The organism is Massilia aurea (assembly GCF_014200505.1).
In the GTDB taxonomy this organism is placed as follows: Bacteria; Pseudomonadota; Gammaproteobacteria; order Burkholderiales; family Burkholderiaceae_D; genus Telluria; species Telluria aurea_B.
In genome coordinates this window covers 165,413-181,690 of the sequence record NZ_JACHBX010000003.1, presented here as the reverse complement: position 1 = coordinate 181,690, position 16,278 = coordinate 165,413, and the positions used below count along the sequence as shown (strand labels likewise).

General features: G+C 62.3%; 15 protein-coding genes. 11 read left to right on the top strand and 4 right to left on the bottom strand.

Annotated features, from left to right (window positions below; translation table 11 throughout):
* Positions 1-14: 14 nt before the first annotated feature.
* Positions 15-1,004, bottom strand: coding sequence for a malate dehydrogenase (locus HD842_RS14700; protein ID WP_183555475.1), 990 nt, complete (start codon positions 1,002-1,004; stop codon positions 15-17).
* 314 nt (positions 1,005-1,318) lie between these two features.
* Between HD842_RS14700 and HD842_RS14695 the strand changes: the two genes are divergently transcribed.
* From HD842_RS14695 to gluQRS, 10 genes are all read left to right on the top strand, one after another.
* Complete coding sequence (locus HD842_RS14695; protein ID WP_183555474.1) at positions 1,319-2,083, top strand: GntR family transcriptional regulator; 765 nt, start codon at positions 1,319-1,321, stop codon at positions 2,081-2,083.
* A gap of 228 nt (positions 2,084-2,311) precedes the next feature.
* A complete protein-coding gene (gene sdhC / locus HD842_RS14690; protein ID WP_183555473.1) occupies positions 2,312-2,737 on the top strand; it encodes a succinate dehydrogenase, cytochrome b556 subunit in 426 nt (141 codons plus the stop codon).
* Between the two features lie 3 nt (positions 2,738-2,740).
* Positions 2,741-3,109 carry a succinate dehydrogenase, hydrophobic membrane anchor protein gene (sdhD, locus tag HD842_RS14685; RefSeq protein WP_183555472.1) on the top strand — a complete coding sequence of 123 codons (369 nt, stop codon included), beginning with the start codon at positions 2,741-2,743 and terminating at the stop codon, positions 3,107-3,109.
* A gap of 2 nt (positions 3,110-3,111) precedes the next feature.
* Positions 3,112-4,890, top strand: a complete 1,779-nt coding sequence (gene sdhA / locus HD842_RS14680; RefSeq protein WP_183555471.1) for a succinate dehydrogenase flavoprotein subunit — start codon at positions 3,112-3,114, stop codon at positions 4,888-4,890.
* Between the two features lie 57 nt (positions 4,891-4,947).
* A complete protein-coding gene (locus HD842_RS14675) occupies positions 4,948-5,658 on the top strand; it encodes a succinate dehydrogenase iron-sulfur subunit (RefSeq protein WP_183555470.1) in 711 nt (236 codons plus the stop codon).
* A 258-nt stretch (positions 5,659-5,916) separates the two neighbouring features.
* A complete protein-coding gene (locus HD842_RS14670) occupies positions 5,917-6,183 on the top strand; it encodes an FAD assembly factor SdhE (protein WP_183555469.1) in 267 nt (88 codons plus the stop codon).
* A 96-nt stretch (positions 6,184-6,279) separates the two neighbouring features.
* The gene (gene gltA / locus HD842_RS14665) at positions 6,280-7,581 is read left to right on the top strand and encodes a citrate synthase (protein WP_183555468.1); all 1,302 of its coding nucleotides are present in this window, start codon (positions 6,280-6,282) and stop codon (positions 7,579-7,581) included.
* Between the two features lie 320 nt (positions 7,582-7,901).
* Entirely contained in the window at positions 7,902-8,297 is a 396-nt protein-coding gene (rnk, locus tag HD842_RS14660; RefSeq protein WP_183555467.1) for a nucleoside diphosphate kinase regulator, read from the top strand.
* A gap of 64 nt (positions 8,298-8,361) precedes the next feature.
* Positions 8,362-8,865, top strand: a complete 504-nt coding sequence (locus HD842_RS14655) for a nuclear transport factor 2 family protein (RefSeq protein ID WP_183555466.1) — start codon at positions 8,362-8,364, stop codon at positions 8,863-8,865.
* Positions 8,866-8,875: 10 nt separating this feature from the next.
* A complete protein-coding gene (gluQRS, locus tag HD842_RS14650) occupies positions 8,876-9,778 on the top strand; it encodes a tRNA glutamyl-Q(34) synthetase GluQRS (RefSeq protein WP_370660839.1) in 903 nt (300 codons plus the stop codon).
* 1 nt (position 9,779) lies between these two features.
* Here gluQRS and HD842_RS14645 read toward each other — a convergent pair whose 3' ends face one another.
* From HD842_RS14645 to HD842_RS24290, 3 genes are all read right to left on the bottom strand, one after another.
* A complete protein-coding gene (locus tag HD842_RS14645) occupies positions 9,780-10,244 on the bottom strand; it encodes a DUF421 domain-containing protein (RefSeq protein WP_183555464.1) in 465 nt (154 codons plus the stop codon).
* A gap of 80 nt (positions 10,245-10,324) precedes the next feature.
* Positions 10,325-11,815, bottom strand: a complete 1,491-nt coding sequence (locus tag HD842_RS14640; protein ID WP_183555463.1) for a SulP family inorganic anion transporter — start codon at positions 11,813-11,815, stop codon at positions 10,325-10,327.
* A gap of 345 nt (positions 11,816-12,160) precedes the next feature.
* Positions 12,161-12,559 carry a hypothetical protein gene (locus tag HD842_RS24290; protein WP_183555462.1) on the bottom strand — a complete coding sequence of 133 codons (399 nt, stop codon included), beginning with the start codon at positions 12,557-12,559 and terminating at the stop codon, positions 12,161-12,163.
* 413 nt (positions 12,560-12,972) lie between these two features.
* On the opposite strand from HD842_RS24290, the gene HD842_RS14630 reads away from it, so the two are divergent.
* Entirely contained in the window at positions 12,973-16,146 is a 3,174-nt protein-coding gene (locus HD842_RS14630) for a TonB-dependent receptor (RefSeq protein WP_221290632.1), read from the top strand.
* Positions 16,147-16,278 lie beyond the last annotated feature (132 nt).

Sequence of the window (16,278 nt, the reverse complement as noted above, 5' to 3'; positions counted from 1 at the left end):
GCGCCTTGTACTGATCAGCCCAGCAGGTGTGCGACGCCGGCTTTTTCTTCTTCCAGCTCTTTCAGGGTCAGGTTGATGCGCTCTTGCGAGAACGAATCGATGTCCAGACCTTGCACGATCGTGTATTCGCCATTCTCGGTCGTGACCGGGAAGCCGAACATGGTGCCTTCAGGGATGCCGTACGAACCGTCCGACGGGATACCCATCGTGGTCCACTTGCCGTTCGTGCCCAGGACCCAGTCACGGACGTGGTCGATGGCTGCGTTGGCGGCTGAGGCTGCCGACGACAGGCCGCGCGCTTCGATGATCGCAGCGCCGCGCTTGCCGACGGTTGGCAGGAAGGTGTTGGCATTCCATTCCTGGTCGTTGATCAGGTCCTTGACCTGCTCGCTGCCAGCGGTGGCGAAGCGGTAGTCGGCGTACATCGTTGGCGAGTGGTTGCCCCAGACGACCATTTTTTCGATGTCCTTGACTGCTTTACCGGTCTTGGCGGCCACTTGCGACAGCGCGCGGTTGTGGTCCAGACGCAGCATCGCGGTGAAGTTTTTCGCTGGCAGGTTTGGTGCCGATTTCATAGCGATGTAGGCATTGGTGTTGGCTGGATTGCCAACCACCAGGACCTTGACGTTGCGCGACGCGACGGCGTCGAGTGCCTTGCCTTGCACGGTGAAGATCTGGGCATTGGCTTCGAGCAGGTCCTTGCGTTCCATGCCCGGGCCACGTGGACGGGCGCCGACCAGCAGGGCGACGTCGACATCCTTGAACGCGGTCATTGGATCCGAGTGCGCGGTCATGCCTTCGAGCAGCGGGAATGCGCAGTCGTCGATTTCCATCATGACGCCCTTGAGCGCCTTCTGTGCTTTTTCGTTGTCGATTTCGAGCAGCTGAAGGATGACCGGCTGGTCCTTGCCGAGCATGTCGCCGTTGGCGATGCGGAACAGCAGGGAATAGCCGATCTGGCCGGCAGCGCCGGTCACAGCGACGCGCATTGGGGTTTTAGCCATGATGAATCTCCAAAAGTGGGAATGAAAACGGTTTGCACCGAGGTCGACGCCGAGCATACGCTTGTAGGGCTCAGCTGCAATCAGACTTTAATCAGACTGCAATGATAACAAAAAGCGTCGGCCGGGCTATTCAAAAGTCAATCGCGGGTGTCGCGCGCGTACTCTGGCAAGAGTGCCACCGACTCCCGGTCGGGCATGAGTGTATGCCTGCCCCATGAACGCTGTCAATTCATATCTTATGTCTTATATAAGACAGATATCTGAATGCCTCAAAAGCTGGACGGTATGTCACTTTTGTGGTGAAATCCCGGTCTATGAATTCCACCTCGTCCAATCCGGCTGCCGACCCTGCCGCCAGCGGCTCGCCGTCCTTCCGGCCGCTGTACCAGCAGATCAAGGCCCTGATCACCAAAAGCCTGCAGGCTGGCGAGTGGAAACCGGGCGAGATGATGCCGAGCGAAGTCGAGCTGGCCGGGCGTTTCAAGGTTAGTCAGGGCACCGTGCGCAAAGCCATCGATGAGCTGGCGGCCGAGAACCTGGTCGTGCGCCGCCAGGGCAAGGGCACGTTTGTTGCCAGCCACGCCGAAGAGCGCGCGCATTTTCGCTTCCTGCGCCTGCGGCCCGACGAAGGCCTGCCGCACCATCCCGAAAACCGCTTCCTCGAGGTCAAGCGCATCCGGGCCCCGGCCGAGGTGGCGCGCCTGCTCGACCTGAAGGCGGGCGACGCAGTCGTCTACATCAAGCGGGTGCAGTCGTTCGAGGGCAAGCCGACCATTCTTGAAGAGCTGTGGCTGCCGGGCCAGTTGTTCAAGGGCCTGAGCGCCGAGCGCCTCGTGGAATACAAGGGCCCGATGTACGGCCTGTTCGAAACGGAATTTGGCACCCGCATGATCCGCGCGACGGAAAAGATCCGCGCGGTCGCGGCCGATGCGGCCACGGCGGATTATCTGAAGGTGCCCGAAGGCACGCCGCTGCTGTGCGGCGAGCGGGTCTCGTTCACCTACGGCGACAAGGCAGTCGAGCTGCGCCGCGGGATGTACTTGACGGAACAACATCACTATCAGAACGAGCTGTCCTGATAACTAACTCAGCAGTATAGAAATACTTTGCGGCGGTAAATATCGGCCGCAGCGAAAGTCGGCAAGAGCGACTAAAATAGTTTGGTTTTGGGTGTGCGGCGGACATGACCCGGTCCTACGCCCGCTGTCCCGCCCACCTGGCGTCGCGTGAACGGACCAGGACAGGGAAATCAGCGAAAATCCATAGGGCTCACATAAAAATTGTTGTCATAAGGGAGGTGTACCATCATGTCCGAAGCCGTGAGAGAAGCAAAGCAGAAGGGGCGGCCGGAGTTCCGCAATATCGGCATCACCGATATCACCAGCAAATATCGCATGCCGCCATCGGCGATCGTGTCGATCCTGCACCGCGTCAGCGGCGCCGGCATGTTCCTGGCCTTGCCTTTCCTGTTGTACCTGTTCCAGCAAAGCCTGTTGTCGGAATCGTCGTTCGTCTATTTTGCCGGCATTGTTTCGCACCCGCTCGCCAAGCTGATCCTGCTGGGCCTGTCGTGGGCTTACCTGCACCACTTTACCGCCGGCATCCGTCACCTGTTCATGGACAATCACCTGGCCCTGGACAAGGATGCAGCCCAGTCGACCGCCCGCTGGGTCCTGGTCATCAGCCTGGCGCTGACCGCCTTGGTCGGCCTGAAACTGTTCGGAGTGTTCTAAATCATGGCAACCAAGAATAATATCGGCCCGCGCCGCCTTGTCGTTGGCGCACACTACGGCGTCAAGGACTGGCTGGCGCAGCGCGTCACCGCCATCGTCATGGCCGCCTACACGATCATCCTGCTGGTCGCTTTCCTGACCGCTCAGGACTTCTCGTACCAAGGCTGGGCAGGCCTGTTCTCCCGCCAATGGTTCAAGCTGTTCTCGCTGGTGACCTTCCTTGCGTTGTACTACCACGCCTGGGTCGGCATCCGCGATATCTGGATGGACTATGTTAAATCGGCAGGCCTGCGTCTGTTCCTGATGCTGGCAACGATCTTCTGGCTGCTCGCTTGCGCCGCCTGGACCGTGCAAATTCTCTGGAGTGTGTAATCGTGGCAGCTATCAAAACTGCAATTCCTACCCGTCGTTTTGACGCGGTCATCGTGGGCGCCGGCGGTTCCGGCATGCGCGCATCCCTGCAACTGGCCGAAGCCGGCCTGAACGTTGCTGTTCTGTCGAAAGTCTTCCCGACCCGCTCGCACACCGTGGCGGCGCAGGGCGGCATCGGCGCTTCGCTCGGCAATATGAGCGAGGACGACTGGTACTGGCACATGTTCGACACCGTCAAGGGTGGCGACTATCTGGGCGACCAGGATGCGATCGAATTCATGTGCCGCGAAGCACCGAAGGTCGTCTACGAGCTGGAACACTTCGGCATGCCGTTCGACCGTAACCCTGACGGCACGATTTATCAGCGTCCGTTCGGCGGTCACACGGCCAACTTCGGCGAAAAGCCGGTCCAGCGCGCCTGCGCAGCGGCCGACCGTACCGGTCACGCGCTGCTGCACACGCTGTATCAGCGTAACGTCCGTGCCCGCACCCACTTCTTCGTCGAGTGGATGGCGCTGGACGTGATCCGCGACGCCGAAGGCGACGTGGTCGGCGTGATGGCCCTGGAAATGGAAACCGGCGACGTGATGATCCTGGAAGCGAAGACCACCATCTTCGCTACCGGCGGCGCAGGCCGTATCTTCGCCGCATCGACCAATGCCTTCATCAACACCGGTGACGGCATGGGCATGGCGGCGCGTGCCGGCCTGCCGCTGCAGGACATGGAATTCTGGCAATTCCACCCGACCGGTGTGGCCGGTGCGGGCGTTCTGATCACCGAAGGCGTGCGCGGCGAGGGCGGTATCCTGATCAACAGCAACGGCGAACGCTTCATGGAGCGCTACGCGCCGACGCTGAAGGATCTGGCGCCACGCGACTTCGTGTCGCGCTCGATGGACCAAGAGATCAAGGAAGGCCGCGGTTGCGGTCCGAACAAGGACCACGTGCTGCTGGACCTGCGCCACATTGGCGCCGACACCATCAAGAAGCGTCTGCCTTCGATCCTCGAAATCGGCCACAAGTTCGCCAACGTCGATGCGACCAAGGAACCGATTCCTGTCGTGCCGACGATTCACTACCAGATGGGCGGCATCCCGACCAATATCCATGGTCAGGTCGTGGCACCGGATGGTACGGGCGGCCAGAAGATCGTCAATGGTCTGTACGCGATCGGCGAATGCGCCTGCGTCTCGGTCCACGGCGCGAACCGCCTGGGCACGAACTCGCTGCTCGACCTGATCGTGTTCGGCCGCGCGGCCGGCAATCACGTCGTCGCATCCGACCTGAAGAAGAAAGTTGCCAAGCCGATGCCGGCTGACGCTGCCGACTTCGCGCTGGACCGTCTGAACCGCCTGGAAACGTCGACCGGCACCGAAAAAGTGCAGCACGTCGCCAACGATATCCGCGCCACGATGCAGAAGTACTGCGGCGTGTTCCGCACCGACCAGCTGCTCACGCAGGGCGTCAAGGAAATCATGGTGCTCGACGAGCGTCGCAAGAACGTGTCGTTCAAGGACAAGTCGAAGGTGTTCAACACGGCCCGCGTCGAAGCGCTCGAGCTGGACAACCTGATCGAGACCGCGAAAGCGACCATCGTGTCGGCCCAGGCCCGCAAGGAATCGCGCGGCGCCCATGCCCACAGCGATTACGAAACCCGTGACGACGCGAACTGGATGAAGCACACGCTGTTCTTCTCCGAAGGCAACCGCCTCGAGTACAAGGGCGTTGTGCAAAAGCCGCTGACGGTCGAGACCTTCAAGCCGAAAGCACGCACTTTCTAATATTTTGTGGCTACCGGGCGATTGTCGCCCGGCGGCCGTGATGAGATAGGTAAAAACATGGCACGCACTGTCCAACTGAAGATTTACCGCTACGATCCGGACAAGGATTCGAAGCCTTACATGCAAGACGTTTCGGTCGAGCTGCAAGACACCGACAAGATGCTGCTGGACGTCCTGCAGCGCATCAAGGCGGATGTCGATGACTCGCTGGCGCTGCGCCGCTCGTGCCGCGAAGGCGTGTGCGGTTCGGACGCAATGAACATCAACGGCAAGAACGGCCTGGCCTGCACGACCAACCTGAACGAGCTGACCCAGCCGATCGTGCTGCGTCCTCTGCCAGGCCTGCCGGTGGTGCGCGACCTGATCGTCGACATGACCAACTTCTTCAAGCAGTATCACTCGGTCAAGCCGTACCTGATCAACGAGTCGATCCGCCCTGAAAAAGAGCGTCTGCAATCGCCTGAAGAGCGCGAAGAGCTCGACGGTCTGTACGAGTGCATCCTGTGCGCCTGCTGCTCGACCTCGTGCCCGTCGTTCTGGTGGAACCCGGACAAGTTCGTCGGTCCAGCTGGCCTGCTGCAAGCGTACCGCTTCATCGCCGACTCGCGCGACGAAGCGACTAACGATCGCCTGGACAACCTGGAAGATCCGTACCGCCTGTTCCGCTGCCACTCGATCATGAACTGTACGGACGTGTGCCCTAAGGGCCTCAATCCGAACAAGGCGATTGGCAAGATCAAGGAACTGCTGGTGCGTCGCGCGATTTAAGTGATGCAGGTGCATGCGGTGCCGTGTGGGGTCGCATGCACCTTGTTGGTGTGCAAGCGTATGCTGAACGCGTGGGCGGGGAACCCGCCCACCCTACGTAGGGTGGACGGGGGCGCCGAGCCGGCTTTACCGTCCACGCGTTCAACATACGTGTGCATATCCGCCTTGCCAAACGGCATTGGCGCACTACCGTAAAAGTACCGTACTGCCGAATCACGGCAGCCGGAGTATGATGTCGAACCAACAACGGATTTTAATGTGATTACACATCAAGCCGATCCTGCCAACCGTTCGCGCCTGCGCTGGCGTGCACGTCGTGGCCTGCTCGAGAACGATCTGATCCTGACGCGCTTTCTCGATGCGCACGAACAGGAACTGACCGACGACGAGGTCGATGCGCTGACGCGCCTGCTGGATCTGGCTGACAACCCGTTGCTGGACCTGCTGCTGGGGCGCAATGAGCCCTCCGGCGAGCTCGACCTGCCGCACGTGCACGCCTTGCTGGCGAAGCTGCGGCTAGCGTAAGCGAACTATGGGCATCCGATTCGCCAACGCGGCACGTTGCGGCGCCCCCCGGTTTCGTTTTATTTTGTAGACCCACTCCCACAAGAAGGAAGTGCCATGAACATCTCTGATACCAAAGCCACCCTGTCGTTCTCGGACGGCAGCCCGTCGATCGACATGCCGATCTACAAAGGCACCATCGGCCCGGACGTCGTCGACATCCGCAAGCTGTACGGCGCAACCGGCAAGTTCACGTACGATCCTGGCTTCATGTCGACCGCGGCCTGTAACTCGAGCATCACCTACATCGACGGTGACAAGGGCGAGCTGCTGTACCGCGGTTACCCGATCGAGCAACTGGCCGTCAACTGCGACTTCCTGGAAACCTGCTACCTGCTGCTGAACGGCGAACTGCCAAACGCAGAGCAAAAAGACCTGTTCACCGACACCGTGACCAAGCACACGATGATCCATGAGCAGATGAACTTCTTCTTCCGTGGCTTCCGCCGCGACGCGCACCCGATGTCGGTGCTGGTCGGTACGGTCGGCGCGCTGGCGTCGTTCTACCACGACTCGCTGGACATCAACGATGCCAAGCAGCGCGAAATCTCGGCAATCCGCCTGATCGCCAAGCTGCCGACCCTGGTCGCAATGGCCTACAAGTACAACGTCGGCCAGCCGTTCGTGTACCCACGCAACGACCTGTCGTACAGCGCCAATTTCATGTACATGATGTTCGCCAACCCGTGCGAAGAGTACAAGGTCAACGACGTGCTGGTGCGCGCCCTGGACCGCATCCTGATCCTGCACGCGGACCACGAGCAGAACGCATCGACCTCGACCGTCCGTCTGGCCGGTTCGTCGGGCGCCAACCCGTTCGCGTGTATCGCAGCCGGCATCGCCTGCCTGTGGGGCCCTGCCCACGGCGGCGCGAACGAAGCAGCGCTGAATATGCTGAAAGAAATCGGCAGCGTCGAGAACATCCCTGCCTTCATCGAGAAGGTCAAGGACAAGAACTCCGGCGTCAAGCTGATGGGCTTCGGTCACCGCGTGTACAAGAACTTTGACCCGCGTGCCAAGCTGATGCGCGAAACCTGCCACGAAGTGCTGGAAGAACTGGGCCTGCAGGACGACCCGCTGTTCAAGCTGGCCATGGAACTGGAACGCATCGCCCTCGAAGACGAATACTTCGTATCGCGCAAGCTGTACCCGAACGTCGACTTCTACTCGGGTATCGTGCAATCGGCGCTGGGTATCCCGGTCACCATGTTCACCGGCATCTTCGCGATGGCCCGTACCATCGGCTGGATCGCGCAGTGGAACGAAATGATCGCCGATCCAGAGCAGAAGATTGGCCGTCCACGTCAGCTGTTCGTCGGCTCGCCGGCGCGTGACGTGCCGGAAATCGACAAGCGTTAATTCGTCCGTTCGATCGCTAAAAAAGCGGGCTGCGGCCCGCTTTTTTCATGGGCGCATGCAGCGAAAATATTTCGTTGGCCGACCCCTGGCGTTGCTGCTGAAGAGGTCTATACTGAGCTCATCAGTATCAATTGCCGATATGAAACATTCCATGTCTTCCCGATCAGGCGAACCCCTTGGTGCACGCACGCTGGCGCGGCTGGGATTACTCCGCGCAGCCCATGGCCGAGCGGCCTACGGCATCAGTTCGTAGCGCCGCAGCCAGGCGCCGCCATCGTAGCGGCAAGCCGGCTCTTTCCAAGTTGATCGTGGAGACTGAAATGAGTGATTCAATGGTTGTTTCATGGCTGGACCTCGAGCGCCTTGAGCGTGTACTCGACCGGCTTTCGCCAGCGCAGGCCAGGGCGCGTGACGCGCTGCTGGGTGAACTCGAACATGCGCAACTGGTCGAGCCGTGGGAGATGCCGCCAGATGTCGTGACCATGAATTCGCGCGTGCGCTTTCGCGTGGCCGGCGCCAGCGAAGAAGAAACGATGACGTTGAGTTACCCGAACGATATGCAGGACACCGCCGAACGGCTCTCGGTGCTCACGCCAGCCGGTATGGCGCTCCTGGGCGTGCGCGTCGGCGGGCGGATGTCGTGGCAGCAGCCGGATGGCCCGCATGAGGCCACGGTGCTCGGCATCGAGCATCAACCCGAACCGGCGAAGCGGTAGTGCCACGGCCTGTCGCGTGCATGTGTAGAATGTTTCCCTCATGACCGCCATCGAGGGAACCACCATGCCACGCTTTTTCGCCGCCTGCTGCCTGTGCCTGTCTTTGTCGCTGGGCTTGGGCGGCGCCGCGCACGCCGCCACCGATGCGACCCTCACGCGCGAAGTCAACGCCTTCGTCGATGGCTGGCACGATGATGCCGCTAACGCACGCACGGCATACTTCGACAAGATCGCCAAGGATGGCGTGTATATCGGCACCGACCGCACCGAGCTGTGGACGCGCGACGCCTTCAAGGCGTGGGCCAAGAAATATTTTGATGCCAAGTCGGCCTGGACCTTCAAGGCCACGCGCCGCAATGTCTACGCGTCGGCTGACAAATCGCTGATCTGGTTCGACGAGCTGCTCGATACCAAGAACATGGGGCCGGCGATGGCCAGTGGCGTGCTGCGCAAGACCAAATCAGGCTTCGAGATCGTCCACTACCAGCTCTCGATGGCAGTGCCCAATGCCGTCAATGGCCAGGTCGCCGGCATCATCGCCGCCCACGAAAAGCAACCGAAGAAATAAGCAGCCGGCAGTGAGCAATCCTTACATCGGCCGCTTTGCGCCGTCGCCTTCCGGGCCGCTGCATGCCGGTTCGCTGGTCGCGGCGATGGCCAGCTATCTCGACGCCCGCTGGCATGGCGGCACCTGGCTGATCCGCATCGAAGACATCGACGAAGGCCGCAGCGTGCCCGGCGCGGCCGAAGGGATTCTGCAATTGCTGGCCGCATTGGGGATGAGGCACGATGGCGAGATCGTCTGGCAAAGCCAGCGCAAGCATTTGTATGAAGCGGCCGCCGCGCGCATCGAGGGTGACACGTATCCGTGCGGCTGCAACCGGCGCGAGATCGTCGATTCGCGCATCGGCGTGGCGCCCGACGGCAGCGCCATCTATCCCGGCACCTGTCGCCATGGCCTCGGTCCGGGCCGCACCATGCGCAGCCTGCGCGTGCGCGTGCCGACGGCGGGTGAGGATACCATCACCTTTGTTGATCGCTTTGCCGGACCTGTCACGCAGCACCTGGCGAGCGATGCCGGCGACTTCGTGCTAAAGCGCGCGGATGGTTTCTGGGCCTATCAACTGGCGGTCGTGGTGGACGATATCGAGCAGGGCGTGACCGACGTCGTGCGCGGCGCAGATCTGCTCGATTCGACGCCGCGCCAGATCCATCTGCAGCGGCTGCTCGGTGCACCAACACCGCGCTACCTGCACGTGCCGGTGGTACGCAACAGCAATGGGGAGAAGTTGTCGAAGCAGACGGGGGCGCTTGCCGTCACGGCAGGCGATGCGCCTGCCGCAATCGGCGTGCTGATGGAGACTGCGGCGTTCCTGGGGCTGGCGCTCGACGGGCCAGCGCCAGATGCCATCGAGGCATTCTGGTGCGCCGCGATTCCTGCCTGGGGCCGCCTGCTGGCGGAGCGCGCCGCAGAGACCTGACTTACTGCGGATTCTGCATGATGCTGATGGAGCCGTTCACTTCGAGGAACGCGCACTTCATCTTCGGGCGCGGACAGTCGGCGCCGCGCAGCGCTTCTTCGACATCGTCCTGCGACAGACGGCAACTTTTCATCACATCCTTGAAGAACACGCCATCGCGCCCGATCAACACGGGGCTGCCCTCGACGAACGCCTCGAACTTGCGGCTGCGCGATGTCAGGAAGGCGATCAGCACGGTCAGCGCCACCAGCGTCGCAGCGATGACCAGCCCGCCGAGCAATGATTCGTCGCCACCCGTCATCGAGTTGGACACGGATTCGGACAGCAGCATCACCACCAGCAGGTCGAACGGCGTGAATTGCCCGACCGTACGGCGGCCTGCAATGCGCATCATGGCAAGCAGGGCGCAGTAGACGATCGCGCCGCGCGCGATCAGCTCCCACCAGGGTAGATCGAAGTCGAACATGGCGCCTCCAGGGGCATGAAATAGGCGCTGATTGTAATCAATCTGCCAACATCATGACGCCCGTCTGCGCCACACCTAGATTAGTGCCCGGCCAGCATGTCTTCGGCGCCATCCTTGTCGTGGATTGCAAACCGGGTCATCAAGGTGGCGCTGGCCTCGTTCAGGCCATGCACGACCACCTGCGCACCGGCGCGGCGCAGTTTCAGCACCACCTTGTCGAGCGCGCCGATGGCGGTGATGTCCCAGAAATGCGCGTCGCTCAGGTCCATGTGCACGGTCGCGCGCGTCGGGCTGTAGTCGAACGCATGGACCAGCTGATCGGACGACACGAAAAACACGTGACCGCTGACCAGGTAGTGACGGAGTTCGCCGCCATCCGTGCCAGTCTCCACGCGCGACGTCACGCCGAGCATCCGGCTGACTTTCTGCGCAAAGAACACGCCCGACAGCAGCACGCCCGCCAGCACGCCCTTGGCCAGATCGTGCGTGGCCACAGTGACGACGACGGTGGCGAGCATGACGATGCTGGAACTGGTCGGATGCGCGCGCAGGTTGCTGATCGAACTCCAGCTGAACGTGCCGATGGCCACCATGATCATCACGGCCACCAGCGCCGCCATCGGAATCTGGCGCACCCAGTCACCCAGGAACACGACCATGAGCAGCAGCACGACGCCAGCCATCAGTGTCGACAGGCGGGTGCGTCCGCCAGACTTGATGTTGATCACCGATTGGCCGATCATCGCGCACCCGGCCATGCCGCCGATGAAGCCGGTAGCGATGTTGGCGATGCCCTGGCCGACGCATTCACGGTTCTTGTCGCTGCGGGTATCGGTCAGGTCGTCGACGATCGTGGCGGTCATCAGGGATTCCAGCAGGCCCACGAGCATCAGCGTGGCCGAGTACGGCAAGATGATCTGCAGGGTCTCGAGACTGAACGGCACGTTCGGGATCAGGAACGACGGCAGGCTGTCCGGCAGCTCGCCCATGTCGCCGACGGTGCGGATGTCCAGGCCCAGTGCGATGGACGCGCCCGTCATCACGACAATCGCGACCAGCGGCGACGGCACGGCGCGCGTCAGGTAAGGCAAGCCATAGATGATCGCCAGCGCGGCCGCAGTGACGGCGTACACGTGCCACGTGACGTTCGTCAGTTCAGGTAACTGGGCGAGGAAAATCAGGATCGCCAGTGCGTTGACGAAGCCCGTGATCACCGAGCGCGAGACGAAGCGCATCAGGCGGCCCAGCTTGATCCAGCCGGCGATGATCTGCAGCACGCCGGTCAGGATGGTGGCGGCCAGCAGGTAATCGAGGCCGTGCTCCTTGACGAGCGAGACCATGATCAGTGCCATGGCGCCGGTGGCAGCGGAAATCATGCCCGGCCGCCCGCCGAAAAAGGCGATTAGTGTCGCGATCGAGAACGACGCGTACAGGCCGACCTTCGGGTCGACGCCGGCAATGATGGAAAACGCGATGGCCTCTGGGATGAGGGCGAGAGCGACGACGATACCTGCAAGCAGGTCGCCACGGACGTTGGAGAACCAGTCCTGGCGGATGTGTTGAAATACCATGAGGATACCTTCCCGGGCTGTAACAGCCGAGTGCAAGAAATGGAAACGCCATGCACGAAGCAGGGCGCAGCAAGACGAACGACAACGCACCGGCATCGTGATGACGGCGGTGCATGGACGTGCAATGGGGAAGGGGTATTACGGGGGTGTTACTGAGCAGAAATAACCGCGTGGCAGTCCGCATCCCGGGAAGGATGCTGCGGCCAGCCGCAGTACGGCGCGACGCGTGCTGTGAGCACGTTGGGCGCGGCGGAGCTGGGTGGCGGGGAGGGACAATACGGTCATAGCCAGCTATTTTGCACCGCAACATAACATCAGTCAAGTCGCATGCTGCGGTGCGTCCGGTTACCTTGCTACCGGTTTGACGGCAGGTCCATCAGCCGGTGCGGGCGGCGGAACGTCGGGCATTCCGGCTGCTGGCGGTGGCGGCGGCGGCGGTGCGATCCGCTTGGCGTGCGCTGGCGGTGCCGGTGGCGCCGGTGGTACTGGCATGTCCTTCAGGGCGCGAGCACCCCGTGCTGGTGGTGGCGGTGGTGGCGGCGCACCAACCGGCGGCGCCGGCGGCGCCACTGGTGCCATTGCACCCGCCGGAGGTGCCGGTGGCGCAGGCGGGGGTGGTGGCGGTGCGCATTTGCTGCTGGCCCCACGGCAGTCGGGTTGTTCGGCGGCGTGCGCCAGGCTGGCTGACAGTGGCAGGGTGATGGCAAGGCCGAGGGCCAGGCTGGATCGGATGATGCGGTTCATGGTGTTCTCCTTGGTGGGCATGAAATACATCGTGCGCCCACAATGTGGAGAAATCATGGAGATGCTAGAAGGCGTGTACGCGCCACGAAAAATTCCTGGAAGCAAATTGTGCAGTCTTCGTTTACTAAACGGCACTAAACTTCACGCAAACCGCTAAAGTTTGTTGAGGCTTCACACACTACTTGTATAAATTTGCGGTACCGGTTTGCACGACCCCTGCGACATGCAGATGAGATGCCCGCCGTTTAGTAAATCTGCGACAGGCCGGCAGGCGACACCCTGAGAACGTGTCGCGTTGGCGATGACATCGGGACGCTTCACGTTGCGGTGCGCAAAGGCTGCCGGTTGACGGCCGCCTGAACCTGCTGCCGCCATAAAAGATAGCCCATACAGGGCACGACCAGGAGACACACATGTATTCACACACCCACCGCGCTTCACGGCAGCGCTGCAGCGTCACGCCCATCGCCATGGCGGTCAGCCTTGCGCTGCTGTCGCTGTCGACCGTCCACGCGCAGACCATGCCGGCCGACCAGCCTGCCCAGCCGCCGGCCGCCCAGCCAGGCGCAACTGCAGCCACCGAGGCGCCGTCCGCCGACCAGCCTGCTGCTGCCAGCCCGTCGACGGTGGTGGTGACGGGCTTCCGCTATTCCATCGAGAAAAGCCTCGACCAGAAGCGGGAAGCCAATTCCATCGTCGAGGTGGTGACCGCCGAAGACGTGGGCAAATTCCCGGACAAGAACGTGGCCGATGCGCTCCAGCGCGTGCCGGGCGTGGTCGTCACCCGCAGTGGCGGCGAAGGCAAGAACGTCAGCGTGCGCGGCCTGTCGTCCGACCTGACCCTGACCCAGTTGAACGGCAACTACGTCGCCACCGCCGAATCGAATGGCGATCCGTCGCGCTCGTTCAACTACATGCTGATGCCGTCGAACATGCTGGCCAGCGCCGAACTGTACAAGACCTCCGAAGCGCGCTTCGATGAAGGCGGCATCGGCGGCACGGTGATCCTGCGCACGCGCCGGCCGCTCGACGTCAAGTCGGGCACGGGCTTCGTCAACGCCGAAGGCACCTGGGCCGATACCACCAAGAAAACCGACCCGCAGTTCTCGGGCCAGTACGCGTGGCACGACGAGAGCAACCGCTTCGGTGTGCTGGTCGGCTACACCCAGCAAAAGCGCACCACGCGCACGATGGGCGCGAGCACCGAGAACTGGCAATGGTATGCCGACGACTACAAGGCGCAGCCGCCGGTGGGCGCCGATGGCCAGCCATCCAAACTCAATTCGTTCTGGTGGGGCCAGTCGGGCTTCTACGACCAGTCGGGCAAGTACTACACCAAGTTCGCGATGCCGACCGCCGTCGCGCTGGACGTGCGCACCACCGAGCGCGAGCGCAAGGGCGGGCAGGTCACGCTGCAGTTCAAGCCGCTGCGTAACCTGAACATGACGGCCAATTACTTCCGCTTCGACCTGCAGCAGAATTCGCAGCTGAACCAGCTGAAGGTCCCGGAATGGAATATCGCGCGCTACGACGGCGACGGCAACTGGCCGGGCGGGCGCCTGCTCGACGGCCTTACGTTCGACCCGAGCGGCACCGTCGTCACCGGCGCGCAGTACAGCGCGCGCCCGGGCAAGGCGTATTACTGCAACAGTGCGCAGGCTGGCGCTGCCGGCTTGACCAACACCGGCGGCTTCGGGCCAGACGATTGCACGATCCCGACCCCGCAGATCGCCGGCGGCTACAGCCGCGAGAAGGCGCTGTCGCAAACGGCGGACTTCGAAGTCGAATGGAAGGGCGAGTCCGTCGACGCCACCTTCAAGGCCGGCCGCACCTGGGCCAAGGGCGGCCCGGAACTGCAATTCGGCATGCCGATCAAGCCGCGCCGCCAGAACGCCGACGGCAGCTGGTCGCTCGGTAACACGGCCACGTCGTGGGACGTGAGCGGCAAGCCGACGATGACGTTCGCACCGGAACTGATGCAGAACCTGCGCAACGGCATTGGTGAGATCGACCTGGGTTCGACCTCGTCGTCCTGGACCCGCAACAGCACCGAACAGAACTACGCGCAGGCCGACCTGACCTGGCACGCCGACAGCAACTGGCTCGACTCGGTCCAGTTCGGCGCCAAGTACCGTGATGGCGGCACCAGCCGCAGCACCGGCAACAACTACTGGGTCTGCAAGGGCGCCAATCCGGCCGACTACGACAGCCGCTACCAGAACGGCTGCGATTCGTCGGCCAACCAGTTCCGTCCAGAATTTTTGTACGACGAATCGCTGGGCAACCTGACGGGCGGCCTGAAAGCCAGCGCTTTCCCCGGCATCAATTACCCGGCGTATATCTCGTACCTGAACCAGACGTATGGCGAGATGCAGACCCGCAACGAAGAAAACTTCATCTACAACGTGGACGAAAAGATCACGTCGATGTACTTGCAGGGCAATTTCAAGACGGACCGCCTGCGCGGCAACCTGGGTGTGCGCGTCGTGCGCACCCGCCAGCATGCCGATTCGACCGACAAGGTCGACTACTACAACGACTACTTCTTCGACGGTCCTGACGGCACCCCGGCGCCATGCCTGGCCGGTGGCCTGCCAGCTGCCGGTGCACCTGCCGGCTCGGGTTGCACGAGTGGCTTCACGGTCGTGCCGGACAGCGAAACCAATCCGGCCACGGGCCACGTGTCGACCTATGTCGTCAGCGCGCTCGACCGCACCTACACCGACGTGCTGCCAAGCCTGAACGTCGCGTACGACCTGACCGACACGCTGCTGCTGCGCGGCGCGGCTTCGAAGGTCGTGGCACGCCCGAGCTACAACGATATCGGTGCGCCGGGCGCCCTGAGCAACTACAGCCAGGAATACGTCAACGATCGCCGCCTGATCGGCGGGGGCGACCGCCAGGGCTGGTTCGGCTCGGGCAGCAACAAGGATCTCGAGCCGTACCAGGCCACGCAGTACGACCTGGGCCTGGAGTGGTACTTCCACCGTGGCTCGGTGCTCGGCGCCGGCATCTTCCGCAAGAATGTCCAGAACTTCGCGGTACCGGTCGTGCGTGACGTCAACCTGAACCTCGGTGGCGAGGCGATCGCGGTGCAGAACTACTCCACCAGTGCCGGCGGACGTGACGCGGTGTCGAAAGGCATCGAGTTGTATGCCCAGCACACGTTCGACAACGGTATCGGCTTCCAGGTCAACTACACGTACAACAAGACCAACCAGGCTGCGATCACGCTGGCCGACGGCACCGAAATCGGTACCTCGCCGCTCGTGGGCAGCGCCAAGAACCAGGCCAACGTGACGGTGTTCTACTCGACCGACCGGCTCATGCTGCGCGCGTCGTACAACCGCCGCGGCCTGGTGGTCAACGGCCTGATGAACGGCTTGAACGTGTATGAGGCGCCGTACAGCCAGGTCGACCTGAACGCGTCGTACAACTTCACGCCGGAGCTGAGCCTGACCGCATCGGTCCTGAACGCTACCGAGGAAGAGTCGCACTCGTACCTGGGCAACGACACCAAGTCGCGCTTCTACAGCAACAACTACGCCGGCCGTGTGGCGTATATGGGCCTGAACTACAAGTTCTAGTCCGTATCGATGCTCGCCGGGGTCACGCGTTCAACGGACCGCGGGTTTGCCACACAATCACGTTGGTTTGAACGCGTGGACGGCGTAGCCGTCCACCCTACCGCCCGCAGGACAGGCGTCCGACGAACCCCG

Bases quoted from the DNA above. Each gene is read 5' to 3' on its own strand.
- HD842_RS14700 (WP_183555475.1), bottom strand. From the start codon at position 1,004: ATGGCTAAAACCCCAATGCGCGTCGCTGTGACCGGCGCTGCCGGCCAG.
- HD842_RS14695 (WP_183555474.1), top strand. From the start codon at position 1,319: ATGAATTCCACCTCGTCCAATCCGGCTGCCGACCCTGCCGCCAGCGGC.
- sdhC (WP_183555473.1), top strand. From the start codon at position 2,312: ATGTCCGAAGCCGTGAGAGAAGCAAAGCAGAAGGGGCGGCCGGAGTTC.
- sdhD (WP_183555472.1), top strand. From the start codon at position 2,741: ATGGCAACCAAGAATAATATCGGCCCGCGCCGCCTTGTCGTTGGCGCA.
- HD842_RS14675 (WP_183555470.1), top strand. From the start codon at position 4,948: ATGGCACGCACTGTCCAACTGAAGATTTACCGCTACGATCCGGACAAG.
- gltA (WP_183555468.1), top strand. From the start codon at position 6,280: ATGAACATCTCTGATACCAAAGCCACCCTGTCGTTCTCGGACGGCAGC.
- rnk (WP_183555467.1), top strand. From the start codon at position 7,902: ATGAGTGATTCAATGGTTGTTTCATGGCTGGACCTCGAGCGCCTTGAG.
- HD842_RS14655 (WP_183555466.1), top strand. From the start codon at position 8,362: ATGCCACGCTTTTTCGCCGCCTGCTGCCTGTGCCTGTCTTTGTCGCTG.
- HD842_RS14645 (WP_183555464.1), bottom strand. From the start codon at position 10,244: ATGTTCGACTTCGATCTACCCTGGTGGGAGCTGATCGCGCGCGGCGCG.
- HD842_RS14640 (WP_183555463.1), bottom strand. From the start codon at position 11,815: ATGGTATTTCAACACATCCGCCAGGACTGGTTCTCCAACGTCCGTGGC.
- HD842_RS24290 (WP_183555462.1), bottom strand. From the start codon at position 12,559: ATGAACCGCATCATCCGATCCAGCCTGGCCCTCGGCCTTGCCATCACC.
- HD842_RS14630 (WP_221290632.1), top strand. From the start codon at position 12,973: ATGTATTCACACACCCACCGCGCTTCACGGCAGCGCTGCAGCGTCACG.